24 protein-coding genes are annotated in these 26,104 nt (G+C 56.9%); 13 read left to right on the plus strand and 11 right to left on the minus strand.

The window, feature by feature from the left end:
- Positions 1 to 648 (minus strand): YceH family protein, encoded by a 648-nt coding sequence (locus ABIC80_RS08255; RefSeq protein WP_429176578.1) that lies wholly within the window; start codon positions 646 to 648, stop codon positions 1 to 3.
- Positions 649 to 657: 9 nt separating this feature from the next.
- Complete coding sequence (gene rimJ, locus ABIC80_RS08260; RefSeq protein WP_076769679.1) at positions 658 to 1,242, minus strand: ribosomal protein S5-alanine N-acetyltransferase; 585 nt, start codon at positions 1,240 to 1,242, stop codon at positions 658 to 660.
- 235 nt (positions 1,243 to 1,477) lie between these two features.
- On the opposite strand from rimJ, the gene mdtH reads away from it, so the two are divergent.
- From mdtH to ABIC80_RS08305, 9 genes are all read left to right on the plus strand, one after another.
- The gene (gene mdtH, locus ABIC80_RS08265; RefSeq protein ID WP_076769678.1) at positions 1,478 to 2,686 is read left to right on the plus strand and encodes a multidrug efflux MFS transporter MdtH; all 1,209 of its coding nucleotides are present in this window, start codon (positions 1,478 to 1,480) and stop codon (positions 2,684 to 2,686) included.
- 65 nt (positions 2,687 to 2,751) lie between these two features.
- Entirely contained in the window at positions 2,752 to 3,399 is a 648-nt protein-coding gene (grxB, locus tag ABIC80_RS08270) for a glutaredoxin 2 (RefSeq protein WP_023481875.1), read from the plus strand.
- A gap of 121 nt (positions 3,400 to 3,520) precedes the next feature.
- On the plus strand, positions 3,521 to 4,081 hold the full coding sequence (locus tag ABIC80_RS08275; RefSeq protein ID WP_054803152.1) for a lipoprotein: 561 nt from the start codon (positions 3,521 to 3,523) through the stop codon (positions 4,079 to 4,081).
- 114 nt (positions 4,082 to 4,195) lie between these two features.
- Positions 4,196 to 5,239, plus strand: a complete 1,044-nt coding sequence (gene pyrC / locus ABIC80_RS08280; protein ID WP_429176580.1) for a dihydroorotase — start codon at positions 4,196 to 4,198, stop codon at positions 5,237 to 5,239.
- A gap of 75 nt (positions 5,240 to 5,314) precedes the next feature.
- Positions 5,315 to 5,560, plus strand: a complete 246-nt coding sequence (gene dinI, locus ABIC80_RS08285; RefSeq protein WP_429176581.1) for a DNA damage-inducible protein I — start codon at positions 5,315 to 5,317, stop codon at positions 5,558 to 5,560.
- A 278-nt stretch (positions 5,561 to 5,838) separates the two neighbouring features.
- A complete protein-coding gene (gene bssS, locus ABIC80_RS08290; RefSeq protein ID WP_023481711.1) occupies positions 5,839 to 6,093 on the plus strand; it encodes a biofilm formation regulator BssS in 255 nt (84 codons plus the stop codon).
- 116 nt (positions 6,094 to 6,209) lie between these two features.
- Positions 6,210 to 7,328: an N-methyl-L-tryptophan oxidase gene (gene solA / locus ABIC80_RS08295; RefSeq protein WP_429176582.1), complete on the plus strand. Its 1,119-nt coding sequence runs from the start codon at positions 6,210 to 6,212 to the stop codon at positions 7,326 to 7,328.
- Between the two features lie 398 nt (positions 7,329 to 7,726).
- Positions 7,727 to 8,293, plus strand: coding sequence for a cytochrome b (locus ABIC80_RS08300; protein WP_054803145.1), 567 nt, complete (start codon positions 7,727 to 7,729; stop codon positions 8,291 to 8,293).
- A 2-nt stretch (positions 8,294 to 8,295) separates the two neighbouring features.
- Complete coding sequence (locus ABIC80_RS08305) at positions 8,296 to 8,871, plus strand: YceI family protein (protein ID WP_023481320.1); 576 nt, start codon at positions 8,296 to 8,298, stop codon at positions 8,869 to 8,871.
- 43 nt (positions 8,872 to 8,914) lie between these two features.
- On the opposite strand, the gene ABIC80_RS08310 is transcribed toward ABIC80_RS08305, so the two are convergent.
- Entirely contained in the window at positions 8,915 to 9,964 is a 1,050-nt protein-coding gene (locus ABIC80_RS08310; protein WP_042714757.1) for a rhodanese-related sulfurtransferase, read from the minus strand.
- Positions 9,965 to 10,181: 217 nt separating this feature from the next.
- On the opposite strand from ABIC80_RS08310, the gene ABIC80_RS08315 reads away from it, so the two are divergent.
- Positions 10,182 to 11,102 (plus strand): Kdo(2)-lipid IV(A) acyltransferase, encoded by a 921-nt coding sequence (locus ABIC80_RS08315; RefSeq protein WP_429176583.1) that lies wholly within the window; start codon positions 10,182 to 10,184, stop codon positions 11,100 to 11,102.
- Between the two features lie 42 nt (positions 11,103 to 11,144).
- Here ABIC80_RS08315 and ABIC80_RS08320 read toward each other — a convergent pair whose 3' ends face one another.
- From ABIC80_RS08320 to ABIC80_RS08340, 5 genes are all read right to left on the minus strand, one after another.
- A complete protein-coding gene (locus tag ABIC80_RS08320; protein WP_200135518.1) occupies positions 11,145 to 12,626 on the minus strand; it encodes an MdtP family multidrug efflux transporter outer membrane subunit in 1,482 nt (493 codons plus the stop codon).
- 3 nt (positions 12,627 to 12,629) lie between these two features.
- Complete coding sequence (locus tag ABIC80_RS08325; RefSeq protein ID WP_429176585.1) at positions 12,630 to 14,570, minus strand: FUSC family protein; 1,941 nt, start codon at positions 14,568 to 14,570, stop codon at positions 12,630 to 12,632.
- Positions 14,571 to 14,578: 8 nt separating this feature from the next.
- The gene (mdtN, locus tag ABIC80_RS08330; RefSeq protein ID WP_076769674.1) at positions 14,579 to 15,607 is read right to left on the minus strand and encodes a multidrug transporter subunit MdtN; all 1,029 of its coding nucleotides are present in this window, start codon (positions 15,605 to 15,607) and stop codon (positions 14,579 to 14,581) included.
- A gap of 12 nt (positions 15,608 to 15,619) precedes the next feature.
- Positions 15,620 to 15,847, minus strand: coding sequence for a YtcA family lipoprotein (locus tag ABIC80_RS08335; protein ID WP_083699469.1), 228 nt, complete (start codon positions 15,845 to 15,847; stop codon positions 15,620 to 15,622).
- A 302-nt stretch (positions 15,848 to 16,149) separates the two neighbouring features.
- Positions 16,150 to 17,064, minus strand: coding sequence for a LysR family transcriptional regulator (locus tag ABIC80_RS08340; protein WP_429176587.1), 915 nt, complete (start codon positions 17,062 to 17,064; stop codon positions 16,150 to 16,152).
- Positions 17,065 to 17,549: 485 nt separating this feature from the next.
- Between ABIC80_RS08340 and ABIC80_RS08345 the strand changes: the two genes are divergently transcribed.
- The 3 genes from ABIC80_RS08345 to ABIC80_RS08355 all read left to right on the plus strand — a co-directional run bounded on the left by ABIC80_RS08345 (position 17,550) and on the right by ABIC80_RS08355 (position 21,707).
- Positions 17,550 to 19,319: an amidohydrolase gene (locus tag ABIC80_RS08345; RefSeq protein ID WP_429176588.1), complete on the plus strand. Its 1,770-nt coding sequence runs from the start codon at positions 17,550 to 17,552 to the stop codon at positions 19,317 to 19,319.
- 191 nt (positions 19,320 to 19,510) lie between these two features.
- Positions 19,511 to 21,253: an enoyl-CoA hydratase-related protein gene (locus ABIC80_RS08350; protein ID WP_429176589.1), complete on the plus strand. Its 1,743-nt coding sequence runs from the start codon at positions 19,511 to 19,513 to the stop codon at positions 21,251 to 21,253.
- Positions 21,254 to 21,332: 79 nt separating this feature from the next.
- Positions 21,333 to 21,707 carry a MysB family protein gene (locus ABIC80_RS08355; RefSeq protein WP_094193033.1) on the plus strand — a complete coding sequence of 125 codons (375 nt, stop codon included), beginning with the start codon at positions 21,333 to 21,335 and terminating at the stop codon, positions 21,705 to 21,707.
- On the opposite strand, the gene ABIC80_RS08360 is transcribed toward ABIC80_RS08355, so the two are convergent.
- From ABIC80_RS08360 to mdoG, 3 genes are all read right to left on the minus strand, one after another.
- Entirely contained in the window at positions 21,708 to 21,926 is a 219-nt protein-coding gene (locus tag ABIC80_RS08360; protein ID WP_233631695.1) for a YceK/YidQ family lipoprotein, read from the minus strand. It abuts the gene before it with no gap.
- A 76-nt stretch (positions 21,927 to 22,002) separates the two neighbouring features.
- The gene (gene mdoH, locus ABIC80_RS08365; RefSeq protein ID WP_076769671.1) at positions 22,003 to 24,531 is read right to left on the minus strand and encodes a glucans biosynthesis glucosyltransferase MdoH; all 2,529 of its coding nucleotides are present in this window, start codon (positions 24,529 to 24,531) and stop codon (positions 22,003 to 22,005) included.
- Complete coding sequence (gene mdoG / locus ABIC80_RS08370) at positions 24,524 to 26,059, minus strand: glucans biosynthesis protein MdoG (RefSeq protein ID WP_094420254.1); 1,536 nt, start codon at positions 26,057 to 26,059, stop codon at positions 24,524 to 24,526. Before mdoG ends, mdoH begins: the two co-directional genes overlap by 8 nt.
- Positions 26,060 to 26,104 lie beyond the last annotated feature (45 nt).

Here is a 26,104-nt window from a genome sequence, read left to right on the forward strand (position 1 = left end):
TTACTCCCCTAAATGTGCCAGCAGCGAATCGAGACGCTGCTTCAGTTCCGCGACCTCACCCTCCAGCGCTTCAACGCGCGCCTCAAGGGTCTGCTCTGAGGGCGCAACGGCTTCCACCACATTGATCAGCGTCTGCATATCGCCACTGAAGAGGTGCATATAGCGGCTTTCACGCTTGCCCGGCTCGCGCGGCAGACGCACGACACAAGGGCCATCTTCACGGTTTGCCAGCTGCTCAAGGGCGTTTTCCACCTCGGCCATATCAGCAAAACGGTGCATGCGTTCCGCACGGCCACGCAGTTCGCCCGGCGTTTGCGGCCCGCGCAGCAACAGCGTGGCGATAAGCGCCACCTCTGCCGGGCTTAACTTCAGATCGCCAAATTCTGAGTTGCAGAAGCGCTGCTCATATTTGGTCACCCGATTACCAAAACCGCTAACGGTGCGCAGATAGTGGCGCTTTACCAGCTCATCAAGCACATCCTGGACCTCGTGCTCGCTCAGGTTCATCACCGGCTCGCGGTTGGTTTTTTGATTACAGGCCGTCACCACGCCGTTGATGGAGAGCGGATACTGCTCCGGCGTAGTGACCTGCTTCTCCAGTAGGCAGCCGATAACCCGCGCCTCGATGGCGGTGAGTTGATACTTCATCTCTGCTCCTTAGCGTCCCGGAGTCCACTCCTGGGCGGTTAATGCGGTGAGGACGTGGTCGCGCCACTGCCCATCGATCAATAAATAGGATTTGGCATAGCCCTCTTTTTCGAACCCGAGGCGCGCCAGCAAGTCGCCGCTGCGTTTATTGTGCGGCATATAGTTGGCCATTATGCGGTGCATATGTTGCGTGCGCTGCATATAGCGAATGGCGGATGTCAGGGCTTCAAACATCAGGCCTTGCCCCTGCCACTTCTGGCCGATGGAGTAACCGAGATAACAGGCGTGAAACGAGCCGCGCACCACGTTGGAGAAATTGGCGACGCCGACGATCTCTTTCTCTTCAGGATCGAGCAGGGCGAAGTAAAAAGCAGAGCCCTGTTTATGGAACTCATTGATCATCCCCAGACGTGCCTGCCAGCCGGAAGGGTAACAGTGGCTCTCATCGCGAACAGGCTCCCAGGGTTTTAAAAACTGGCGATTTTCCGCGTAATAATCCGCAAGCCGCCACGCATCGCGCTCGTGAACCAGGCGCACCACTAATCTGTCCGTTACCAAGCGTACTTTCGGCACATTACTGCGATAGCCAAACATGTTTACCACTCCTTCGTTTCGCGGCTTTTTTTACCCCTTCTCTTTACTATACCTTTGCTCTGCGACTCTGTGAAAACAGCAACATGGCATTTTCTGCGCCGCGCCCCCTTTTCGATGAAAAGTCTCAATCAAACGCCCGCCTTGATAAAAAAATATTGTCGCGGTGAATGTGTGAAAACGGTTGCCGAAGCCGCAGAATAGAGACGTCACCTTTTTCTGATTTCCCGGAGGGGAAATGGCGCGCATCTCGCAGGCAAGGAGCCTGGGTAAATATTTCCTGCTGGTCGATAATTTTTTGGTGGTGCTCGGTTTTTTTGTTGTCTTCCCCCTGATTTCCATTCGTTTTGTTGATCAACTTGGCTGGGCCGCACTGATGGTCGGGATCGCGCTCGGCCTGCGTCAGTTTATTCAGCAGGGGTTAGGCATGTTTGGCGGCGCGATCGCCGACCGCTTTGGCGCAAAACCACTGATTGTCACCGGCATGCTGATGCGCGCAGCAGGATTCGCGGCGATGGGGATGGCGCATGAGCCGTGGGTGCTGTGGCTCTCCTGTATCCTTTCCGGGCTTGGCGGCACGCTGTTCGACCCGCCGCGTTCAGCGCTGGTGGTCAAACTGGTGCGTCCGCGTCAGCGCGGTCGCTTCTTCTCGCTGCTGATGATGCAGGATAGCGCCGGGGCAGTTATCGGCGCGCTGCTCGGCAGCTGGCTACTGCAGTATGATTTCCGTCTGGTGTGCGCCGCCGGGGCGCTGATGTTTATCCTCTGTGCGGGCTTTAACGCCTGGCTGCTGCCAGCATGGAAGCTGTCGACGGTGAAAACACCGGTGCGCGAAGGCTTAGCCCGCGTGCTGCGTGACAAGAAGTTCGTCACCTATGTCTTAACCCTCAGCGGTTACTACATGCTGGCAGTACAGGTGATGCTGATGCTGCCGATTATGGTCAACGACGTTGCCGGATCGCCGACGCCGGTTAAATGGATGTACGCCATTGAGGCCTGTCTCTCGCTGACGCTGCTCTACCCGATTGCGCGCTGGAGCGAAAAGCGCTTTCGCCTTGAGCAGCGCCTGATGTTCGGCCTGGTGGTGATGTCATTCAGCCTCTTTCCGATGGGCATGGTCGGCTCCCTGCAACAGCTTTTTACACTTATCTGCACCTTCTATATTGGCTCGATTATCGCCGAACCGGCACGGGAAACCCTGAGCGCTCAGCTGGCCGATGCGCGGGCGCGCGGCAGCTATATGGGCTTTAGCCGCTTAGGTCTGGCCTTTGGCGGCGCGCTTGGCTATGCCGGCGGCGGCTGGCTGTTTGACGCCGGGAAAGCCTTTCGCCAGCCGGAGCTGCCGTGGATGATGCTCGGCGTGATTGGGCTTATCACCTCCCTTGCTCTGCTGTGGCAGTTTGCCCCCCGCCGCGTTCAGCCGCCGATGCTCGAACCCGGCGCCTGATTTGCGCCACCTCTACCTCTCTTCCATACTGATTAGTGATGGATAAACCAGTATGGAGGAGAAACGTGAAACTCTACATTTACGATCACTGCCCTTTCTGTGTAAAAGCCCGCATGATTTTCGGCCTTAAGAATCTCCCGGTTGAACTCCATGTCCTGCAAAGCGATGACGAAGCGACGCCAACCCGCATGATTGGTCAGAAGATGGCGCCGATCCTGCAAAAAGATGACAGCCGCTACCTGCCCGAAAGCCTCGATATTGTTCACTACGTTGATAAGCTCGACGGTCAACCGCTGCTGACCGGCTCGCGCAATCCGAAGATCGAGGAGTGGCTGCGTAAGGTGAATGGCTACGTTAATAAGCTGCTGATCCCGCGCTTCGCGCAGGCCCCCTTTGACGAGTTTTCCACCCCGCAGGCACGCGCCTACTTCACCGCCAAAAAAGAGGCGGCGATTGGCGATTTTGCCGATCACCTCTCCCACTCTGCCGGGCTGGTGAAGAATATCAGTGACGATCTGCGCGCGCTGGAGAAGCACATCGTGCAGCCGAATGCCGTCAACGGCGAACTGTCGGAAGATGATATTCATCTCTTCCCGCTGCTGCGTAACCTGACGATTGTCAGCGGCATTACGTGGCCGACCCGCGTCGCCGATTACCGCGACAACATGGCGAAACAGACCCAGGTTAACCTTCTCTCTTCCATGGCTATCTAAGCCGTTCATGGCGGAAGCGACCCGCTTCCGCCCCTTCTTTAAGTATTTTCTGCTGGCCTTTGCGTCGGCCGTCGCGCATGCTACACCTCGATCGAGGCATCAGGACCACGTTGAGGAATTCATGAAGAAGATGATTTTGGCCGCAGCACTCATGCTGAGCGGCGTGCTGGTGGGGTGCAATCAATTGACCCAATACACAATCAGCGAGCAGGAGATTAACCAGGCCCTGGAGAAACGGAATAACTTCGCCAAAGATATTGGCGTGCCGGGTGTGGCTGATGCGCATATTGTTCTCAGCAATCTTGCCAGCGCGATTGGCCGCGAAGAGCCAAATAAAATCACCTTAACGGGCGATGCCAACCTGGATATGACCTCGCTGTTCGGCAATCAAAAAGCGGTGATCAAGCTGAAGCTGAAAGCGCTGCCGACCTTTGATAAAGATCAGGGTGCAATCTACCTGCATGAGATGGAAGTGGTGGACGCGACGGTAACGCCGGAAAAGATGCAGACCGTGCTGCAAACCGTGATGCCTTACCTGAACCAGTCTCTGCGCAACTACTTTAACCAGCGCCCGGCCTATGTGCTGAAAGAAGACAGTACCAAAGGCGAAGCGCTGGCGAAGAAATATGCTAAAGGCATTGAGGTGAAGCCGGGCGAGATTGTCATCCCGCTTACCGACTGAATCACTGGGCGCCTGGCGCCCTTTTTTTCAGGAAAAGGATGCAAACGAAAACGTTTCCCCTTATGCTTGGTCTCCGGCAAAAACAGCCCTTTCTCACTTAGCCGGAGCCCTCCAATGACACAACCTCAGGTTTTGAAAATCCGCCGTCCTGACGACTGGCATCTCCATCTGCGCGACGGCGATATGCTGAAAACCGTGGTGCCGTGGACCAGCGAAACCTATGCCCGCGCCATTGTGATGCCGAACCTGGCTCCCCCTGTAACTACCGTTGAGGCGGCTATCGCCTATCGTCAGCGCATCCTTGACGCGGTGCCTGCCGGTCAGCACTTCGAACCGCTGATGACCTGCTACCTGACCGACAGCCTGGATCCTGATGAGATCGAACGCGGCTTTGCGGAAAAGGTCTTTACCGCGGCAAAGCTCTATCCGGCAAACGCCACCACCAACTCCAGCCACGGCGTCACCAGTATTGATGCCATCATGCCGGTGCTTGAGCGTATGGAGAAGCTCGGCATGCCGCTGCTGGTGCATGGCGAAGTGACCCACGCCGAGATCGATATTTTCGATCGTGAAGCGCGCTTTATCGAGACAGTGATGGAGCCGCTGCGCAAGCGTCTGCCGGGCCTGAAGGTGGTATTCGAGCACATCACTACCAAAGATGCCGCCGACTATGTGCGCGACGGCAATGAGCGGCTGGCCGCCACCATCACCCCGCAGCATTTGCTGTTCAACCGCAATCATATGCTGGTGGGCGGCGTGCGCCCGCACCTCTACTGCTTACCGATCCTCAAGCGTAATATCCACCAGCAGGCGCTGCGTGAATTGGTCGCCAGCGGGTTCGATCGCGTCTTCCTCGGCACCGACTCGGCTCCACATGCCCGCCATCGCAAAGAGGCGAGCTGCGGCTGTGCAGGCTGTTTCAATGCGCCAACGGCGCTGGCAAGCTACGCCACGGTGTTTGAGGAGATGAATGCGATGCAGCACTTCGAAGCCTTCTGCTCCCTCAATGGGCCGCGCTTCTATGGCCTGCCGGTGAATGAAGCGTTTATTGAACTGGTGCGGGAAGAGTGCGTGGTGCCGGAGTCGATTGCGCTGGCTGACGATACGCTGGTGCCCTTCCTCGCCGGTGAAACCGTGCGCTGGCAGGTGAAGCGCTAAAAATTATTATGCCCCCTGTTGTAATGTGTTCCGATTAACTGTATAAACATACAGTATCTTACACAGGGGGCTGTTATGCGCATTGAAGTGACGATTGCCAGAACCACATCTTTACCCGCAGGCGCTATCGATGCGCTGGCAGGTGAGTTATCCCGCCGTCTGAATGACCACTATCCCGATCGCGAAAATAAAATTTCTGTCCGTTATGCGTCAGCAAATAATCTCTCCGTCCTTGGCGGCGCGAAAGAAGATAAAGACCGCGTTAACGAAATCCTGCAGGAGACCTGGGAAAGCGCTGACGATTGGTTTATCACCGATTAATTTCCCTCTGAAGTTGAAGTTATTGCCGGGTCGCCCCGGCTTTTTTTGCTTCAATTTTAAGCAAAACCGTAACATCTGATTTTCGTAGCAAAATGAGTCGCTTATCTTTTAGCCACTCCCTTAAGAAAAATCTATGACTACAAAAAAGATGTTGCAGAGTGTTTATTTTTTCGATCACCGGGTCGGGTTGTTGATATACTGAAAAGGCTTCAAATTAAAACACGCATTGAACCTCGAACGTCGTTGTCTAATTAAAACACGCCAAACAGGGGGTTATGATGGTAAAGAATAATGAAGTCATCCAGACCCATCCACTGGTCGGATGGGACATCAGCACCGTAGACAGCTATGACGCACTGATGCTCCGGTTGCATTACCAGACCCCGAACAGAGCCGCTCAGGAAGGGACTGAAATCGGTCAGACGTTATGGTTAACAACCGATGTTGCCCGCCAGTTTATTTCGATTCTGGAAGCGGGCATTGCCAAGATTGAATCAGGCGATTACGAAAAAGACGAGTATAAAAGACATTAACACCATCTGCGCATACTCAACATCAGGCACCCTCGCGGTGCCTTTCTTTTTTCTGCCCTTGTATAAGCCCCCCAGGTTATTTACCCTCCTGAACACGCATTTGCCTGGAGAGAACCATGACATACGACCTGATTATTATCGGCAGCGGATCCGTTGGCGCAGCAGCAGGCTACTACGCCACGCGCGCCGGGCTTAAGGTGCTGATGACCGATGCGCATATGCCGCCGCACAGTGAAGGCAGCCATCACGGCAATACGCGCCTGATCCGCCACGCCTACGGCGAAGGCGAGAAATATGTTCCGCTGGTGCTGCGCGCCCAGCAGTTATGGGATGAACTGAATACGCTCACCGGCGAAGCGGTTTTTGAGCGCACTGGCGTCATCAATTTTGGCCCGGCTGATTCTTCCTTCCTCGCCAACGTCGCCGCCAGTGCCGCACAGTGGAAGCTAACGCTTGAGAAGCTGGATGCCGCCTCGCTAATGGCCCGCTGGCCGGAGATCCGCGTTCCGGATGATTACATCGGTCTCTATGAAGCCGACTCCGGCGTGCTGAACAGCGAACTGGCGATCAAAAGCTGGGTCCAGCTGGCTGAAGAGGCAGGCTGCGCGCAGCTCTTCAACTGCCCGGTTACCGCCCTGCACCACCATCAGGATGGCGTCACTATTGATACCCCGGAAGGGAGCTTCTCCGGCAAAAAAGCGCTGGTGAGCGCTGGCACCTGGGCGAAAACGCTGCTGCCAACCCTGCCGATTCAGCCGGTGCGCAAAGTGTTTGCCTGGTTCCAGGCCGATGGCCGTTACAGCGTGAAAAATAACTTCCCGGCCTTTACCGGCGAGATGCCGAACGGCGAGCACTACTACGGCTTCCCGGCGGATGAGAATGAGTTAAAGATTGGCCGCCACAACGGCGGACAGGTGATTAACGCGGCCGACGAGCGCACGCCGTTTGGCGCAGAAGCCGGCGACGGCTCGGAGTGCTTCTCCTTTTTACGCCAGCATCTGCCGGGCATTGGCGGCTGCCTGTATGGCGCGTCCTGCACCTATGACAACTCGCCCGATGAAGATTTTATTATCGATACCCTGCCAGACGCGCCGAACACGCTGGTGGTAACCGGCCTGAGCGGTCATGGCTTTAAATTTGCCCCGGTGCTCGGCGAAATTGCCAGCGCCTTCGCGCAGCAGAAAACGCTGGATTTCGATTTACAGCCCTTCTCCCTCGCCCGTTTTACGCGTTGAATTCACGGCGGCCCTATTTCGGGGCCGTTTCTCCAGGTGGCAAATAAAGTAATCACCTGCGTGAAAATGTGGCGGCATATATTCTCAGCCGTCGGCTTTCTTTTAATTGTGCTTGCCGTCACGCATGCCAAAATGCTTACAAAAGCTGACACTTAGCGATTTATTCGTCTTTTACAGACAATATTTTTGAATACTTCAGAAGTATGACAACAGGCTTAACCTGCTGCTAATCCTGCCTTAAACGTTTCAACTTTCTAATAGCCTGAATATAAACTGGCAAACTTATTCAAAAATTATGTTATAGAAAAAATAACAAACCAATTCGTTATTTTTGAGTTGCAATATTTGCTCACTGACGCCATTTTAAATTAACTTTTGGTTAACAGTGATGACCCGTTATGCAATTTCGCAACTCTCCGGCGCGCTACGGTTTTATTTCCGTGACGCTTCACTGGCTGGTCGCCATCGTGGTGTATGGCATGTTCGCCTTAGGGTTATGGATGGTCACGCTCAGCTATTATGATGGCTGGTATCATCAGGCACCCGAAATCCATAAAAGTATCGGCATTCTGCTGATGTTTGGCCTGGTGATCCGCCTGCTGTGGCGTTTTATCTCCCCGCCACCACCGCCGTTGAAAAGCTACTCCACCGCCACGCGCATCGCCGCGGTTGTTGCCCATATCGTTCTCTACCTGCTGCTGTTTGGCATCGTCTTTAGCGGCTATCTCATCTCCACCGCCGATGGTAAACCGATTAACGTCTTTGGCCTGTTTGAGATCCCTGCCACGCTTGCCGATGCCGGCTCGCAGGCGGACCTCGCCGGAACCATTCACCTGTGGCTGGCCTGGAGCGTAGTGGTTCTCTCCGTGCTGCACGGCCTTGCTGCCTTTAAACACCATTTCATTGATAAAGACGCCACTCTCAAGCGGATGCTGGGAAAATCGTCACCTGACTCTGGAGCATAAGTATGAAGAAGATCCTGCCGGGACTCGCTCTCGCCTCGCTGCTGTTTACCACCGGTTCTGCTGTAGCGGCAGACTACAAGATCGATAAAGAGGGCCAGCACGCCTTCGTTAACTTCCGTATCCAGCACCTCGGTTACAGCTGGTTATACGGTACGTTTAAGGACTTCGACGGTAGTTTTACCTTTGATGAGGCCAACCCGGCGGCCGACAAGGTGAACGTCACCATCAATACCAACAGTGTCGACACCAACCACGCCGAGCGTGATAAACACCTGCGTAGCGCAGAGTTCCTCAACGTGGCGAAGTTCCCGAAAGCGACCTTCACCTCAACGTCGGTGAAAAAGGATGGTGATGAGCTGGATATTACCGGCAACCTGACCCTGAACGGCGTCACCAAACCGGTTGAGCTGGAAGCGAAACTGCTGGGCCAGGGTAATGACCCGTGGGGCGGCGTGCGCGCAGGCTTTGAAGCCTCCGGCAAGATCAAGCTGAAAGACTTTAACATCACCACCGATCTCGGTCCGGCATCGCAGGATGTTGAGCTGATTATTTCGGTTGAAGGTGTGCGCCAGAAGTAAGCAGGCGTAAAAAAAAGGAGAGGGGTTCCCCTCTCCTTCTGCGTTATTCCGGGTCCGGAATGCCCAGTTTGGTATTCAGGCGACCACGCGATTTATTGAAGATCTTATTGCCATTCTCGCGTCCGGCGCGGCGTTTACGCTGCTCCTCTTCCGGCAGCGCGCGCTCCTCTTTGCACAACTCGCTGCAGCAGCCGTCGAACTTCTCAGCACAACTCGGGCACTGAATAAACAGCAGGTGACAGCCATCGTTCAGGCAGTTGGTGTGGGCATCGCACGGCGTGCCGCACTGGTGGCAGTGTGCAATCACATCGTCGGAGATGCGCTCGCCCATACGCTCGTCGAAGACAAAGTTTTTGCCGATAAAGCGCACCGGCAGACCCTGCTCACGGGCGCGGCGGGCATACTCGATAATGCCGCCTTCGATATGCCACACTTTGTTGAAGCCGTTATGCTTCATCCAGGCACTCGCTTTCTCACAGCGAATCCCGCCGGTGCAGTACATGACAATCTTTTTATCTTTGTGTTCCTGCATCATCTCAACCGCTTTCGGCAACTGCTCGCGGAAGGTATCGGCAGGAATTTCCATCGCGCCATCGAAGTGGCCCACTTCATATTCGTAGTGGTTGCGCATATCGATAAACACTGCATCAGGATCGTCGAGCATGGCGTTCACTTCCGCCGCTTTCAGGTAATCCCCAACGTCGCTGGCATCAAAAGTCTCATCCTCAATGCCGTCCGCCACGATGCGATCACGCACCTTCATGCGCAGCACCCAGAAGGATTTACCGTCATCATCAATGGCGATATTCAGACGCAGCCCATCCAGCGCCGGATCGAAGGTATAGAGTGCTTCGCGAAACGCCTCGAATTTGCTCTGCGGCACGCTGATCTGCGCGTTGATCCCTTCATGGGCGAGGTAGATACGCCCAAAAACGCTCAGCTGCGACAGGGTCTGGTAGAGCGCATCGCGCGTCGCCTGCGGGTTCACAATGGTGAAGTATTTGTAAAACGAGACGGTGACGCGTGGCTCGGTTTCGGCGAGCATGCGGGCTTTCAGTTCATCATTGGAGATGCGGTTGTGTAACACTGGCATGGTGTACGTATCCTGCAGAGTGGAGAGTGAAAAACGGGCGGCATCATAAAGCAAATAGTGTTAATTTACATCCCCACATTTTGCGCTACATTTCAACCCATTCATTTCACACTGTAATGCGCGTTGCGCTTATGGAACGCGGCTCTACCCCCTGGTTTTTGCGAATTACAAAAAAAGTGCGAGAATACAGGCCATTGTAGCTATACACAGGACAGTCATGACGCATTTACCCAAATTTTCGGCATCGCTGCTGCACCCCCGCTACTGGGCAACCTGGTTCGGGATCGGCGTGCTGTGGTTGGTGGTTCAACTTCCCTATCCGCTGCTTTACCGCTTAGGCTGCGCGCTCGGCCACCTTGCACAGCGCGTGATGAAACGCCGCGCGCACATTGCGCACCGCAACCTGACGCTCTGCTTCCCGCAGATGAGCGAGGAGGAGCGGCAGAAAATGGTGGCGAAGAATTTTGAATCCGTCGGCATGGGGCTGATTGAAACCGGCATGGCCTGGTTCTGGTCCGATCGCCGCATGCGCCGCTGGATGGATGTCTCCCATTTCGAACATGTGCATAACGTACAGGCGCAGGGCCGCGGCATTCTGCTGATTGGCGTGCACTTCCTGACGCTGGAGATTGGCGCGCGGATGTTTGGTCTGAATGAGCCGGGCATCGGCGTCTACCGCCCGAATGACAACCCGGTTATCGATCTGCTGCAAACCTGGGGGCGCATGCGCTCCAATAAGAGCATGATTGACCGTAAAGATCTGAAAGGGATGATCCGCGCACTGAAAGCGGGTGAAGTGGTGTGGTACGCGCCGGATCACGACTACGGCCCGCGCGCCAGCGTCTTTGTCCCCTTCTTCGCCGTCGAGCAGGCTGCCTCCACCTCCGGCACCTGGATGCTGGCGCGCATGTCGCAGGCCTGCGTGGTGCCGTTTGTGCCGCGCCGCAAACCCGGCGGTAAAGGGTATGAGCTGATTATGCTTGAGCCGGAGTGCTCACCGCCGCTGGACGATGCTGAAACCACCGCCGCGTGGATGAACAAAGTGGTGGAGCGCTGCATTATGATGGCGCCCGAGCAATATATGTGGCTGCATCGCCGCTTCAAAACCCGCCCGCAGGGCGTGCCTTCCCGCTACTAACCGCCCCGCTCCGCCTGTAAACCACGGGCGGAGCCGCTTCTGTTACGGCTTCTCCTCACCTTTTTCATTCTCGTTACGATAACCGCCGCCCAGCGCTTTTATCAGCGTGATATCGGTGCTGAGCTGCTGTGCCTGCATATCGAGCAGCAGAAGCTGTTGCGCCAGCGCTAAACGACGCGCCTCCTGCGCCCTGAAGCGGCTCAGCAGCCCGCGCTGGTAATGGGCCGCCGCGCTGTTGGTTGCCGTCATCGCCGCGCGCACTTTCTCCTGCTGCATCGCCACCATCTGGTTGAGATCGTTAAGCTGGCTGGAGGTGATCGCCACATCGCGCACCGCGTCGAGCACCGCCTGGTTGTACTGTTTGATCAGGATGTTACTGGCGGTACGGACTGATTTCAGGTGGGCATTTAACCGCCCGCCGTCAAACAGCGGCAACGTGAGCGCAGGCAGAATATTGAGCTGCTGGAAGGAGTAGCGGAAGAGATCGCCGACATCAAAGGCGTTGTAACCCCAGAAAGCTTTGATATCAAAGTGCGGGTAAAACGCCGCCTTCGCTGAGTCCACCTGGCTCATGGTGGCAGTGACATAGCCGCGCAGCGCCTGCAGATCGGGGCGGCGCGCCAGTAGTTCAAAGGAGAGCGACGCGGGCAGCGTTTGTTGAAGTTGCGGCAGCGCCACCGGATGAATGTCAGGCATGCTCTGCGCGTCCGCGCCAATCAGCGCCCGCAGGGTCTCGCGATAGCGGGTTAACGCGCCGTTCGCTTCCACCAGCTGTTGCTGCGCCGCCAGCCGTTCAGCCTGCGCACCGGCGAGATCGACACTATCCTCCAGCCCGCGCGCCGCACGCTGCTGATGCGCCTGCTCGGAGAAGCGGGCAATCTCTTGCTGCTCATTGAGCAGGGCGATGCGTGCAAACGTCGCCTGCATCGCAAAATAGAGCTGAGCAACACTGCTGGCGATATCCAGCTCAATCGCCGCCGTCTCGGCAAGCCTCGCATTCTGCTCACCAATCGCGGCTGCCACGCGCGCGCGATCCGAGCCCCAGAGATCGAGATTGAGCGACGCGCCCACGCCCACCGTATTCAGCGTGTACCACGGGCCCTGTTTATCGACCGGCAGCGAATAGGCGTAGGGCCAGGTCGCTTTCGCATCCCTGTCCGACACGCGCATATAGTTTTGCGCGGCAACGGCCCCAGCCTGCACGCCCATTGCCGACTGCGCCAGCGCCACCGTTGACTGCGACTGCCCAACGCGCAGACGCGCCGCCTGCATGGTAGGCGAGTTTTGCAACGCGCGGTTGACCAGCATGGTTAGCTGGCGATCGTGATAGTTTTCCCACCAGCGCGCCGCGGGCCAGCCGCTGTTCGCCAGATGGATCGCCTGCGCCAGTTGCGCCTTCTGCGGGTTGACGATCGTCACCTGTCCCGGATCGTCCTGCACCAGCGCACAACCCGATAACAGCAGCAGGCCAAATGCGGCCAGCGTGCCGCAGCGAAAACGCGAAGAGATCATTTTTGCGCGCATACCTTACTCTGCCTGTCGCGAACTCAGTGAAAAGGGAGATGGCCACGCAGGCAGGCTGGAGAGCACCTGCATCAGCGGCGGGCCATAGGGGTTTGCTGCATCGGCTCGCAGTGCTTTCAGATCCGGCTTCGGCTGCGCATGATCGATAGTCGCGGCGTAGGCCTCAACATACTCTGCGCAGCGGGGCAAAAAGGGATCGTCCGCTGCGGCATAGAGGCGATAGCCTTCGCTCAGGCGCACCAGCTCCTGCGCGCTGGCAAAGGTCTCGCCGCGCGGCCAGGCTTTCCCTTCTGCATGGGGATGCGCCCAGGTGTTGAGCGGCTCGGCGGCAACACGGTTGAGCAGCGCATCGCTCTCGGTCAGGCTGGCAAACAGCGCCGGTGTCGTGGATTCCCGATCTTTCGCCCGCAACAGCACGGCAATATGCCGGTAGAGGCGCGCGAGGCTGGCTTTGAGCTGCGGCGCCTCGCTGTCCGGCCATAGATAGAGGTGGATCAGCGACGAGACCAGCACGCCGAGCAGGATGCCGATCACCCGGTCGCGAAGCTCGGTTAAGTTGGTCAGCGGGCCAAACCAGCTTAAAAAGGCCAGCGCAAAGGTAAAACCCAGCTGGATCCCGGCATAAGCAATGCGCTCAGAACCGCCCGCCAGCCAGGCGGCCAGCGCCATCACCGGCAGCGCCATCCCCAGCAGGCCAACCAGCGACTCTGTCCACGGTTGAATAAAGAGAATCAGCAGCAGCGCCAGCAGGGTTGCCAGCAACGCGCCGCCAATACGCAGCGCGATCTTCTGCATCGTCGCGCCAAGCCCCGGCTGCGCCACAATCACGCAGCTCAGCATAATGGTGTGGATGCCCTGCCAGTCCGTCGCCGTATAGAAGACGTAGCAGAGCAGCGTGGCCAGCACGGTTTTCAAAGTGAAGTGCAGATAGGCCGGGTTGCGCCAGGCATCCGACGGTATTAGCGCTATCTTTTCCCCCTCGCCGGGCGGCAAGGCAATGCTTTCTCCGCGCTGAAGCGAGGCCAGCAGCGCGGCAATCTCGCGCACAATCACATCATGCTTGCTGTCAACGGGATCGCAACTCTCTTGCCCTGGCGGCAGGTTGCCCTCCTCCACCTGCTGCGCCAGTTCAAACAGCGCATCGGTAAGCGGCCGCCGCGCCGCATCGAGCGCACCGGGTTGCAGGAGCGCAATCAGTTGATAGCTGCGTAGCGTAAACGCCATCACGCTCTGCCACTTCTGCAAATTGTCGGCAATTTCCGTACTGGAGAGCCGCGCCAGCTTAAACAGCGTGTGCAGTTGCGCAACCTGGCGGGCAATGGTGCTAAAGGTGGGTCGGGTCTGTTCGAGGGAGTCAGCATCGGTTTGCGTCAGGCAGGTCGCCGTCTGGCGCAGCATCGCGGCGAGCGCACTTTTGAACTGCCAGCCAGGAAACGCCTGCGCAAAACAGGCATTGACCAGCAGCGTCACCACAATGGCGCTATTGATCGCCACCCACAGCCACAGCAGCAGGCGCACGAGGATCTCGCTCTGACCGGTCATGGAGGGAAAAGTTTGCGCATAAATCACCGCCAGCGCCACGACAAAAAAGGCCAGCCCCAGCTTGCCCATAATGCGCATCAGATAGACGGCAAGCGAGAAGAGCAGCACCGAGGCAACAAGGCGCACCAGCGGATAGTCATAGGTCCACTTGATAATCAGCAGCACGCCGCCCAGTACCAGCGTCACCACCAGCATAAAGGCGACGCTGACCAGCGAAATCATCACTACGTTGGGCTGGCTGACATAAAAAACGACAATCAGGGCTATCGCCAGAAAGGGGATCTGCAGGCTCATAAACAGCGCAATCAGGATCCCGCAGCTGAGGGTCATACGCAGGGTGTAGTTGCCCCGCCCCGGCGTGGCGCGCAGCTCTTTTTGCAGATAGCCCCAGGCGCGCTCCATCCCGATACTCACTGCGGTTTAAGGGTAACGCTTGCGGAAGCGCCCATGCGGAACAGCGCCGGATCGGGGTGCTCCACGGCGATTTTTACCGGGAAGCGCTGCGAGACATGCACCCAGTTAATGCTTTTCGGCACAATCGGTAAACCGCCAATCACCGTTCCGCCCTCTGGCAGCACGCCAAAGCCGACCGACTCGACGCGGCCGCTAAAGCGCTGGCTGTGGTCGGTCATCACGGTGATCTCCGCTGGTGTCCCGGCGCGAATGCCCTGTAGATCCGTTTCGCGGAAATTGGCCACCACGTACCAGCGGTCGTCATCCATCAGCGTGAAGACCGGTTTTAACGCCGAGGCGTACTGGCCGACCGTGGTTTTCAGCGCCACCACCACGCCGTTGAAGGGCGCGCGCACCTCGGTAAACTCCAGATGCAGCTCTGCCAGCGCAATCTGCGCCAGCGCCCCTTCCCGCTGGGCCACCATCGCATCGACGCCGAGCACGGCGGAGGCTGCCTGGCTGGCCTGAAGTTGGATCGCGGCCAGCTCAGAGCGGGCGGCTTTCTCTGCCGTGCGCGCCTGATCCAGCTCCTCCTGCGAAGCGAACCCTTGCGGCACCAGCGGCTCCAGCCGACTGCGCGTTGAGCGGGTCTGATCGACCAGCGCCTGCGAGCGCGCCACCGCGGCGGCAACAGACTGCGCGTTATACTCCTGCGCTTTGATGGTGCGCCCGGTCAGGGTGATTTGCGCATCGAGCGCCGCCAGCCGCGATTTCGCATCCGCCAGCATCGCCTGGTAAGGCCGCGGATCGATGCGGAACAGCAGATCGCCTTTTTTCACGCGCTGGTTGTCGCGCACAGGCATCTCGACAATGCGCCCCGTCACTTCCGGCACGACATCGATCGTATCGGTGTAGACATAGGCATCGTTGGTTTGCGGAGAAGTCTGCAGATGCCAGATCACCGCAATCAGCGCCACGATAGCGCCAATCACAATGAGCAGCAGCGGCCACTTTTTCCGTAACAGCGTTGAGCTGGAATCAGTCATAGGCCTTCATATCTAAAAAAGTAAGAACCAGAAAAGTGCGGCAAAGAGAAACAGCAGAGCCAGATAGCTTATAACCAGCGGCGAAAAACGCGCCTGCCAGCCTTTACGCACAATCAGCAGATGACACGGAATAAGCAGCAGCGCGGCGGCGAGAAAACAGAAGAACCAGGCGGGAAATGAGGCGCCCAGAATCGGGATAGCGGGCGGTAAGCCGCAGCCGGAGAGTAAGCAGCAGAGCATAAGCGCGGCCCCGCGCAGACGTTTTGCGATCCCTTTCACAGCCTTGCTCCTGCGGGCGAAATCATCGTCACTGACACCTTTTCTCCATCCCTTAGATAAATAATTCGCTAACGACGCGTGTGGCACACCCGACTCAGATTATGGGTAACCTTTGCAAGCGGTGATTATAAACCGCTGCGCCAGAAAATATAACGCTGACGTTACATTTCCGCTTTTTTGCATAACCCTCAGGCAAATCTCAAAAGCAAAATGTTCTCCCACGCAGAATCGTCTGCCTGGCGGCAGAATAAAGCCGGGTACCTTTAACAATAACCGAACCACTCTTTTAAGCTGCCAACAATCAGCGAACGCAGCGCCGCGTCATCCTCGTTTTCGCGCCAGAATAACATCAGCGAGTGCAGGTTATTAAATTCATCATTATTGACATCCAGGGCGACCACTCGCTTCGCCAACAGCTCCGGGCGCGCAATATGATCCGGTACGCAGGCGATGCCAAGCCCCTTTTTCGCCAGCATCGCGCTCAACGTGTAATCCGTTACCAGCATCGCTTCCGCCGGGGCGTGCAGCGGATAGCGATGGTCATTATTTTCATCCGGAAAGGCGGGATAGATGAGCGTCTCACCATCCAGTTGAAAGGCATCGATATGGCGCTGCTGCGCCAGCCAGTGCTGCGGATGGGCAATGAGCATGGTTTGCAGATCGCCCACCACGCAGCCCTGCAGCCCGCAAGGCATAACCGGTAAATGCAGCCCCAGCACATAGTCGACGCGCTTAGCGCGTAAGCTCGCCTCGGTGTCATATAAGTCTGTATGGATAACGTGCAGCAGCATCTGCGGATAGGCCGCCTTCACGGCAAGCAAAATATCGGCCACCACCTCTTGCGGGATCAGTTCATTAAAGGCCAGCCTCACTATCTCCGGTTCGCGGCGTGTTTGTAATGATAAGGAGAAGGCCTCCAGCCGCTGCCAGCTATTTACCATTGATTGTGCTTTTGGCAACAGTCGCTTGCCGTTGCTATTAATTTTGACCACCGATCCATTACCACGGGTGTGAAATAAGGGGTAGCCGAGAATATCTTCCAGCTCTTTTATCCAGCGGCTAATTGTTGATTTCGAGCGATTCATCCGTTGCCCCGCCTGCAGAAAACTTCCCGTTTCCGCAGCGGCGACAAATGCGCAGAGCGCTTTATTCTCAATAACCCGATCGGTTTTTTTCATGCTGGTTGAGTCCTTACCTCTTCTCATTATTGTGATGAGCCTGACACCAGGGCATCCGCTGCTCACTCCGCAGGAACAGGTTTAAGGGCTTTCTTATTACAACACATTGATGTGGGTCACTTTTAACCCGCTCTTGCAGAGGGTTAATAAGGCGCTGTTAACATGCCAATAAAGATAATTACAAAATGAAAAGCAAATAACTAAATAGCGTCAAATGACGTTATTAATTGTCAATAAATCGCATTGCTTAATGCTTTTACTTATAAGTAAACAAATAACACTTTAAGCAAGCGTTCATGATTTATCTTTAAATAAACGTCATCTGTTGCATAAACAGAACTTTTTGCCAGCAGGAAAGTTTTATTATTGCCACAAAACCCTATTGCTGCGGTTATTTTGCGTGTAGCGCATTTGTATCGTTATCCGCTTCTGCTTATTATCGCGGCGAACGTTATTATTCCCGCCTTTTAAATGGAGAACGCGATATGGGTTTATTTAAACCTTCGGGTACGCTACAGAAAATTATCAAAGTGAGTCTGTTATCGGCATTAATTAGCACCTCTCTTAACGCTACAGCGGCAAAGGATGTACCTAACGATCCCAATGACCGGCCGACCCCTGCCGATATCATTATTATGAATGCCGATATCCGCACTTCCGATGCCGCCAAACCGCGCGCGCAGGCGCTGGCGATTAAAGATGGCAAATTTATCGCGGTGGGCAGCCCGCACTATATCAAGCTGCTGCAAAGCGATAAGACGAAAATGATCGACGCTAAGGGTAAAACGGTGATCCCCGGGCTGATTGATGCCCACACCCACCTGATTGCCGGGATCGATCTCATCAACGGGGTCGACCTGTTTGGTGTCAGCAGCAAACAGACGTGGCTGAAGATGATCAAGGAAAAGGTGGATGTCCAGCCGAAAGGTAGCTGGATTTTCGGCGGCCGCTGGGACGCCACCTTAACCGCAGAGAAAACGCTGCCAACGGCGACCGACCTCGACAAAATCGCCCCCGATAACCCGGTTGCGCTGGTGGACATCGATTACCACACCATGTGGCTGAACAGCAAAGCGCTGGCAGAGCTGGAGATCACCGATAAGACGCCCGATCCGGTCGGCGGAACCATTCAGCGGGATAAAAATGGCAAAGCGACCGGTATCCTGCTGGAGAACGCCCTGGATATCTACAACCGCTCGCCAAAAGTGATTGCCGCGCAGGGGGATAAAAGCGAGGGCTTGCGCAAAGTGATGGCGCATTTCAACAGCCTCGGCGTCACCGGTGCTCACGATATGTGGACCAACTCGGGCGACATCTACACCGATATGCTGAAAAAAGGTGGCTTCCCGATGCGCATCTGGTTCGGCTATATGGTGGATACCAGCGAAGAGAATAGCGGTGAACAAGCCTGGAAGGCGCAGGCCGATAAGCAGAAAGAGATGAATGCTTTTGCCGCCGACAAAGAGAAAGCGATCGGTAAAGGGCCGCAGTTCCGCTATGGCTACCATAAATATTTTATGGATGGCACCCTGATGAACCACACCGCTGCCCTGCATGAGCACTACTCCGATCGCCACGATCACTACTTCGGCACCCCGCTCTATACCCAAGAGAAAATGAACGAGATGGTGCAGCGATCTCATCAGTATGGCTTCCCGGTTGCCGTTCATGCCATCGGCGATAATGCCGTGACCATGGCGCTGGAGGCGTTTCGCAACAGCCCGCAGGGCAAGGATAAAATTAACCGTATCGAACATATCGAGCTGACAAAGTACGCCAATATCGAGAAGTTTGCGCAGAACGGCATTGTGCCGTCGATGCAGCCCGATCATGCCATTGCGCCTAACTACCTTGAGACACGTCTGGGGAATGAGCGTCTGAAGCGCGGTTACGCCTGGCAATCGCTGTTGACGGCGGGCGGCAACCTGGTATTCGGTAGCGACTGGCCAACGGCAAAAGAGAATCCAATGACGCAGCTGGGTGATGCCGTGTTACGCCTGAAAGAGGGCAAAGTGTGGTATGGCGAAAACGCCCTCACCTTTGACGAAGCGCTCTATGCCTACACCATGGCACCGGCCAAAATCAGCGGCTGGGATAAAGAGATTGGCTCGATTACCGTCGGCAAGTGGGCTGATTTCGCCATTGTTGACGGCAAAATCAAGGATCCGGTGCCGCAGGATATCCGTAACTGGAAAATTGCCGAGACCTGGTTTGCCGGGGAGAAGGTCTACGATAGCGCAGAGAAGAAATCGTAATTCTCTCTTCCCACGCGGAGCCTGCTCCGCGTGAGAAGCTGAATGCGACAGGCCAGATTCAGAGTTTTCACGCCCGGGCAAGAAGTTGCCTGGCAGCATCACCGCCGCTCTGCTTGTTTTATCCCGAGGCCTGAAAAAAAATAGTGGGTGAGTAATCCCCTACCGGAACACCTTTTCCAGGATGGAAAGTCATGCATATTTTTCTGCTTTGCAGCGCCTTTAATGGCCTGTCACAACGTTTTTTTGTCGAACTCACCGATGCCGGTCATCAGGTCACCGTTGAGGTGTTTACCGGCGATGACGCGCTTGAACAGCGGCTTGCGGCGAACCCGCCAGACATTATCGTCGCACCGTTTCTGAAACGGGCTATCCCTGACTGCGTCTGGCAACGCTTCCGATGCTTTATTCTGCACCCGGGTATTGTTGGCGACCGCGGCCCCAGCTCCCTTGACTGGGCGATCCTTGAAGGGTGGCACGAATGGGGTGTAACCCTGCTGGAAGCCAACGCGGTGATGGATGCGGGCGACATCTGGGCGACGCGTACCTTCCCCCTGCCGCCGATGGCGAAAAGCCGTATTTACCGCCACCTGGTTACCGATGCTGCCGTTGCCTGTTTGTGGGAGCTGATCGCGAAGTTACAGCAAGGCCAGCAGCATGGCGATCCCCTTGATTATGACCGCGCCACCACGCGCGGCCGTGAGAGAGCCGCACTGCCGATAAGCGCGCGCACCCTTGACTGGCAGCGCGATCCCACCGATCTGCTGCTGCGTAAAATCCGCGCTAGCGACAGCCTGCCCGGTGCGCCGACGCAGTTAGCAGGCGTGCCGGTGCGGGTGTTCAACGCCTGGCAGGCTGAGACTACGGTCGCCAGCCGACGTGGGCACGTCGGGGAGATTTTCGCCCGCGACGGCGATGCGCTCTGTGTAGCCACCCTCGATGGCGCGCTGTGGATCGGCCACCTGCGCCGCAGTGACAAGCACGCCTGTGCGCAGGTTAAGCTTCCTGCCGCCGTTGCGCTGCGGGACGAACTCGCGGCATGCGCTTCGCTGCCGGTACTCGATGCGCAGCACCCCAACAAGCCCTGGCTTGAGACGCGCGGGCGGGTCGCCATTCTTCACTTCCCGCTGCTCAACGGCGCGTTTACCGTCCATGACTCGCAGAACCTCACCGCGCTCTTTGCGCGCGCTGCCGCAGATTGCAGCGTGGATGCCATTGTGCTCGCCGGGGGAGATGATTTCTGGTCAAACGGCATTGAGCTTAATTCCATTCATGTGGCGGATAACCCTGCCGAAGAGGGGTGGGCGTCGATCAACGCCATCGATGACTTTGCCGAAGCGATCCTCACCTGTCACGACAAGCTGGTAATAAGCGCGGTCAATGCCAATGCCGGCGCGGGCGGCGCAATGCTGATACTGGCGGCCGATCGGGTCTTTATGCGGGCGGGCGTGGTGATTAATCCGCATTACAAAACCATGGGGCTGCACGGGTCGGAGTTCTGGACCTTAACCCTACCGTGGCGCGCAGAGGCTGAAGCGGCGGTAGCGCTAAGTGAGAATTGCCTGCCGATTAGCGCCAGGCAGGCGGCGGCACTTGGCCTCGTCGACTCGGTGCTCGAGGTCTCGCGCGAGGCATTTCTTGAGACGGTGGTAAGCCATGCCAGCGCGATGATTGCGCCTGCCGCCCTGCCCGATTCGCTCAAGGCAAAAGCGTGCGCGCAGGAGGCGATGCGCCGTGGGCGTCCCCTGGATGCGTATCGCCGCGAGGAGCTTAGCAGGATGAGAGGCAACTTTTTTGCCGACGATCTCCACTTCTCCTCTCGCCGTACGGCGTTTGTGATGAAGCAGCCGCCCTGTAAAACACCGGAACAGTTGCAGCGCCATAACGCCGCCGTGGCAGCGAGCCTCGGGCAAGATAAAAGTAGGGAGGAAGTTTGACGCTGGCATCACCAGCGACTATAGATTTCTGCATGTCTACTATCGTTATCAAGGAGCGTTTTACATGGCTGATTCTGAACTGAACTATTACACAACTCTGGCCGAAGCCATTGACGCGGCGCGCGAAGCGTTTATCGCTAACAACCCCGACGTCGATGAAGATGACCTCAATGTGCAACAGTTCAATGTCCAGAAGTATGTGCTGCAGGATGGCGATATCGTCTGGCAGGCAGAATTTTTTGCCGACGAAGAGCAACCGGGCGAGTGTCTGCCGATGTACAGCGGCGAAGCGGCACAGAGCGTCTTTGATGGCGACTTTGACGAGATCGAGATCCGTCAGGAGTGGCTGGAAGAGAACACCCTGCACGAGTGGGATGAGGGCGAATTCCAGCTCGAGCCGCCGCTGGACACCGAAGAGGGTCAGGCTGCGGCAGACGAGTGGGATGAGCGTTAATTACTCGTAGGGGCCGTGCTGGGCATCTATCGGCAGTAGCAGGGTGTCGAACACCAGCGAGAGCGGCAGATCCAGCACGGTCAGGAAGCGCCATGAGGAGTCACGTACATCCCACTGCACGCCGGGGTAGTACTGATTCCCGTGGCCCTGGCCTGGGATCGTCCGGCTGACAATACTGCCGCAGCCGCTTAACACGCACACCATGAGTACCACCAGCATCACTCTCACCGCGTTCCCCTTCTGATTATGCAGATAAAAAAATACCGGCTAATGCCGGTATTTTCTTAATGATGGCTTATTTCGCCTTCAGCGCCAGTGGATTAAGCGACAACGTTTCGTAGTGCTTCACCCAGGACAGATAGCGCTCTGGTGATTCCCAGACGCGATAGTGCAGGCGTGAGAGCGTAACCGGGTCGCTTAACAGCACCAGACGACGATCGCGGTTGAGCTTCTCAGGCGTTTCATTCAGCGCCTGCTCAACGTGACGGTCGCGGGCAATCTCCAGCACGTTACTGGCACGGTGACGCGCGGTCGCCATCGCTGTCGCCAGCGCGTTGAAGGAGGGGTTAAACACGGCATGCATAAACCCATCTTCCAGCGAGCGTGAGCGGTTCAGCTCCAGATAGCGGTCGGTATCAACCAGCACCTGCGGCGGAGAGTACTCTTCCGGGATGAGGAACAGTTTCCAGCGTTTGGTGCGCAGACCGACCGTTGAGCGGCTCGAGATCACCGACACGAACGGCGAGAGGATCAGCGAGAAGACGATCGGTGCCAGCCAGAAGAGGAAGCGCAGATCCAGCCATGCCATCCCCACTGCCCACACCAGTCCCAGCAGCAGCTGCGAGCCGTGACGCATAAAGGCTTCACCCCACGGGGTGGAGTCATCATCACGCTGCGGCGAGTTCCATACCACTTCCCAGCCGAGGAACGCACTGACCACGAACACCGTGTGGAACAGCATACGTACCGGCGCCAGCAGCACGGAGAAGAGCACTTCCAGCAGCAGCGACAGCGTGACGCGGAAGAAACCACCGTACTCTTTCGGCCCTTTGCACCAGACCAGGATGATACTCAGCAGTTTCGGCAGGAAGAGCAGCACCATGGTCGAGGCAAACAGCGCGATAGCCAGTTCCGGACGCCACTGCGGCCAGACCGGGAAGAGCTGGCGCGGCTGCAGGAAGTACTGCGGTTCCGTCAGCGCATGCACCACCTGTAGCGCCGTTGAGAGCGCGAGGAACATAAACCACAGCGGTGCCGAGAGATAGGACATCACGCCAGTCAGGAACACCGCGCGGTGAACCGGGTGCATCCCTTTCACGAGGAACAGACGGAAGTTCATCAGGTTGCCGTGACACCATCGGCGGTCGCGTTTCAGCTCATCAAGCAGGTTCGGCGGCAGCTCTTCATAGGAGCCAGGCAGATCGTAGGCAATCCACACACCCCAACCGGCGCGGCGCATCAGCGCAGCTTCCACAAAGTCGTGGGAGAGGATGGAGCCTGCAAACGAGCCTTCACCCGGCAGCGGTGCCAGCGCACAGTGCTCGATAAACGGCTGCACGCGGATAATCGCGTTGTGGCCCCAGTAGTGGGACTCCCCCAACTGCCAGAAGTGCAGACCGGCGGTAAAGAGCGGGCCATAGACGCGGGTAGCAAACTGCTGGCAGCGCGCATAGAGCGTGTCCATACCGGACGCGCGCGGCGAAGACTGGATAATACCGGCGTTCGGGTTGGCTTCCATCAGGCGCACCAGCCCGGTCAGGCAGTCACCGGTCATCACCGAGTCCGCATCCAGCACCACCATGTAGCTGTACTGGCTGCCCCAGCGACGGCAGAAGTCATCAATGTTGCCGCTCTTACGTTTCACGCGACGACGGCGACGGCGGTAGAAGATCTGCCCTTCGCCCTGCACTTCGGCAATCAGCTCCATCCAGGCTTTTTGCTCGGCGACGCAGATATCCGGATTGTAGCTATCGCTCAGGATATAGACGTCGAAGTGCTTCTGCTGCCCGGTGGCTTTAACCGACTCCCAGGTGGCGCGCAGGCCCGCGAAGACGCGATCGACGTCTTCGTTACAGATAGGCATGATCAGCGCCGTGCGATGTTCCGGGTTGAGCGGTTCATCGCCCACCGTCGAGGCGGAAATACTGTATTTATCGCGCCCAATCAGCAGTTGCAGGAAGCCCATCAACGCCGTCCAGAAGCCGGCGGAGACCCAGCAGAAGAGGACGGCGAAGAGGATCAAGATCCCGGTCTGCAACACGTAAGGCAGCAGCTGCATAAAGGAGACCCACAGATCCTGGCCTGCCATATCGGCAGGGTTGATCAGCGCCCAGCCCTGATAAGGCAGGATGGTTTTCATGTACCAGGTCGCAACCACCGTCTGCGCAATCGTCAGCACGAGCAGGATATAGCGACGGATAGAGCCAACGGTACGCCACTTCTCCTCGCGAACCTGCTCCTCTTTGGTCAGACGCGACATATAGCGCGGCAGAACCTCACGACCGCGCAGGCGATCCCAGAAGCGCCCCAGGGGGTTGGTGCGCCAGGGATCCGGGAACATCGAGGAGCGTTTGGCTTTCGGCATCGCCTGCAGCTGCGCGCGTCCCTCGTCGTCCTTCGCCAGTTGCCCTTGCGCCAGCGAATCCGGCCAGCTGTTTTCCAGCCGCGCGGTCACCGATCCCAGCGGCGTGTCATCTTCACGCTTCCAGTCCGTGTGCTCCGCGTCCAGCGCTTCATGCACGCCGCGAATCGAATCCGTCGGCAGCGCTGCTTTTCGCTCCTCGGGGAGCGGCAGCGCGTCGATATACTCAGTTATCTTATTCATTGGCAGGTAGCTGATAGCTCCAGGTTTCACTCAGGGGCTGATCGGCGTTGACCAGCGCCGCGCGCATATCCGTGGTTTTCTTCGGATCTTTGACCTTCACGCGCAGCGTCAAACGCCAACCTTGGGTCACTGGATTATAGCGAACGGCGTTTTCAACGATCTCACCGTTATCGCCAATGCTCGCCTGCGCCGTTACCGGCGTATCCTGCGGCAGTTTTTTCATATCCTGGCCGGTAAAGTCGATCACGAACGCGATGGTACCGTCCGGCTGGCGGATAAGGTTGGACTGCTTCACATCACCCGTTGAACGACGAGTCTGCTTAACCCAGGCATTATCCGGCGCATGCAGTTTATCTTCGTCACGGCTAAAGGTGATGGTGTACTTGAAGTTCATCTCTTTGCCCGGCTCCGGCAGCTGATCCGGTGTCCAGTAGGCAACGATGTTGTCGTTGGTTTCGTCGTTGGTCGGGATTTCCACCAGCTCGACTTTCCCTTTGCCCCACTCACCTTTCGGCGTGACCCACGCGCTCGGGCGCTGGTCGTAGCGGTCATCGATATCTTCGAAACGGGAGAACTCACGGCCACGCTGCAGCAGACCGAAGCCCTGCGGGTTTTCCATCGCATAGCTGCTGACGGCCAGGTGTTTCGGGTTGTTCAGCGGACGCCAGATCCACTCGCCGTTGCCGGCCAGCATCGACAGACCGTTGGAGTCATGCAGCTCAGGACGGTAGTTGATTGCCGGCGAGGGCTGAGACGGCCCGAACAGGAACATACTGGTCAGCGGCGCAACGCCCAGTTTGCCCACTTTGTCACGCAGGTAGACTTTAGACTGGACATCAACCACGCTGTCGCGGCCCGGAATAATGACAAAACGGTAGGCGCCGGTAGCACGCGGGGAGTCGAGCAGCGCATAGATGGTCAGACGCTTGTCGGTCGGTTTCGGACGCTCAATCCAGAACTCCTTAAAGCGCGGGAACTCTTCGCCGGAAGGGAGCGCCGTATCGATCGCCAGCCCGCGCGCGGAGAGACCATAGACCTGGCCCGCGCCAATCACGCGGAAGTAGCTCGCGCCCAGCATGCTGACGATTTCGTCGTTTTTATCTTTGCTATTGATGGGGTAAAGCACTTTGAAACCGGCAAAGCCGAGATCCTTAACGGTATCTTTGTCGTGCTGGATGTTGCCGAAGTTGAAGTAGTCCGGGCTGTACTTAATCTGGTGCACGGCGGTCGCGGTCACTTCGTTGATGGTTACCGGCGTGTCGAAGTACATCCCCTGATGATAGAACTCAAGCTTGAACGGTGTGTTGGTCTTGTTCCAGTAAGCTTTATCATGGTTGAACTGAATTTGTTGATAGTCCGCATACTTCATGTCGCGGAACAGCGAGGGCAGATTGCTTTTGGGTGCTTCATAGCTCTTGCCAGCCAGGGATTGCGCCTGTTTTGCGACATCGTCGATAGAAAAGGCCCAGCCTGATGACGTATAAAGTGACAACAGTACTGCTGCCCCTACCCAATGCATTTTCATCATTCGTAATTTAGGTTTCATAATAACTAAGCACTTCCCCCTTTGTGT

The sequence above is a fragment of the Kosakonia sp. 1610 genome (genome assembly GCF_050435845.1).
Lineage (GTDB): Bacteria > Pseudomonadota > Gammaproteobacteria > Enterobacterales > Enterobacteriaceae > Kosakonia > Kosakonia cowanii.

Excerpts from the sequence above, each read along its gene's own strand:
- ABIC80_RS08255 (WP_429176578.1), bottom strand. The coding sequence starts at position 648 with ATGAAGTATCAACTCACCGCCATCGAGGCGCGGGTTATCGGCTGCCTA.
- rimJ (WP_076769679.1), bottom strand. The coding sequence starts at position 1,242 with ATGTTTGGCTATCGCAGTAATGTGCCGAAAGTACGCTTGGTAACGGAC.
- mdtH (WP_076769678.1), top strand. The coding sequence starts at position 1,478 with ATGGCGCGCATCTCGCAGGCAAGGAGCCTGGGTAAATATTTCCTGCTG.
- ABIC80_RS08275 (WP_054803152.1), top strand. The coding sequence starts at position 3,521 with ATGAAGAAGATGATTTTGGCCGCAGCACTCATGCTGAGCGGCGTGCTG.
- pyrC (WP_429176580.1), top strand. The coding sequence starts at position 4,196 with ATGACACAACCTCAGGTTTTGAAAATCCGCCGTCCTGACGACTGGCAT.
- dinI (WP_429176581.1), top strand. The coding sequence starts at position 5,315 with ATGCGCATTGAAGTGACGATTGCCAGAACCACATCTTTACCCGCAGGC.
- bssS (WP_023481711.1), top strand. The coding sequence starts at position 5,839 with ATGGTAAAGAATAATGAAGTCATCCAGACCCATCCACTGGTCGGATGG.
- solA (WP_429176582.1), top strand. The coding sequence starts at position 6,210 with ATGACATACGACCTGATTATTATCGGCAGCGGATCCGTTGGCGCAGCA.
- ABIC80_RS08300 (WP_054803145.1), top strand. The coding sequence starts at position 7,727 with ATGCAATTTCGCAACTCTCCGGCGCGCTACGGTTTTATTTCCGTGACG.
- ABIC80_RS08305 (WP_023481320.1), top strand. The coding sequence starts at position 8,296 with ATGAAGAAGATCCTGCCGGGACTCGCTCTCGCCTCGCTGCTGTTTACC.
- ABIC80_RS08310 (WP_042714757.1), bottom strand. The coding sequence starts at position 9,964 with ATGCCAGTGTTACACAACCGCATCTCCAATGATGAACTGAAAGCCCGC.
- ABIC80_RS08315 (WP_429176583.1), top strand. The coding sequence starts at position 10,182 with ATGACGCATTTACCCAAATTTTCGGCATCGCTGCTGCACCCCCGCTAC.
- ABIC80_RS08320 (WP_200135518.1), bottom strand. The coding sequence starts at position 12,626 with ATGCGCGCAAAAATGATCTCTTCGCGTTTTCGCTGCGGCACGCTGGCC.
- ABIC80_RS08325 (WP_429176585.1), bottom strand. The coding sequence starts at position 14,570 with ATGGAGCGCGCCTGGGGCTATCTGCAAAAAGAGCTGCGCGCCACGCCG.
- mdtN (WP_076769674.1), bottom strand. The coding sequence starts at position 15,607 with ATGACTGATTCCAGCTCAACGCTGTTACGGAAAAAGTGGCCGCTGCTG.
- ABIC80_RS08335 (WP_083699469.1), bottom strand. The coding sequence starts at position 15,847 with ATGCTCTGCTGCTTACTCTCCGGCTGCGGCTTACCGCCCGCTATCCCG.
- ABIC80_RS08340 (WP_429176587.1), bottom strand. The coding sequence starts at position 17,064 with ATGAAAAAAACCGATCGGGTTATTGAGAATAAAGCGCTCTGCGCATTT.
- ABIC80_RS08345 (WP_429176588.1), top strand. The coding sequence starts at position 17,550 with ATGGGTTTATTTAAACCTTCGGGTACGCTACAGAAAATTATCAAAGTG.
- ABIC80_RS08350 (WP_429176589.1), top strand. The coding sequence starts at position 19,511 with ATGCATATTTTTCTGCTTTGCAGCGCCTTTAATGGCCTGTCACAACGT.
- ABIC80_RS08360 (WP_233631695.1), bottom strand. The coding sequence starts at position 21,926 with ATGCTGGTGGTACTCATGGTGTGCGTGTTAAGCGGCTGCGGCAGTATT.
- mdoH (WP_076769671.1), bottom strand. The coding sequence starts at position 24,531 with ATGAATAAGATAACTGAGTATATCGACGCGCTGCCGCTCCCCGAGGAG.
- mdoG (WP_094420254.1), bottom strand. The coding sequence starts at position 26,059 with ATGATGAAAATGCATTGGGTAGGGGCAGCAGTACTGTTGTCACTTTAT.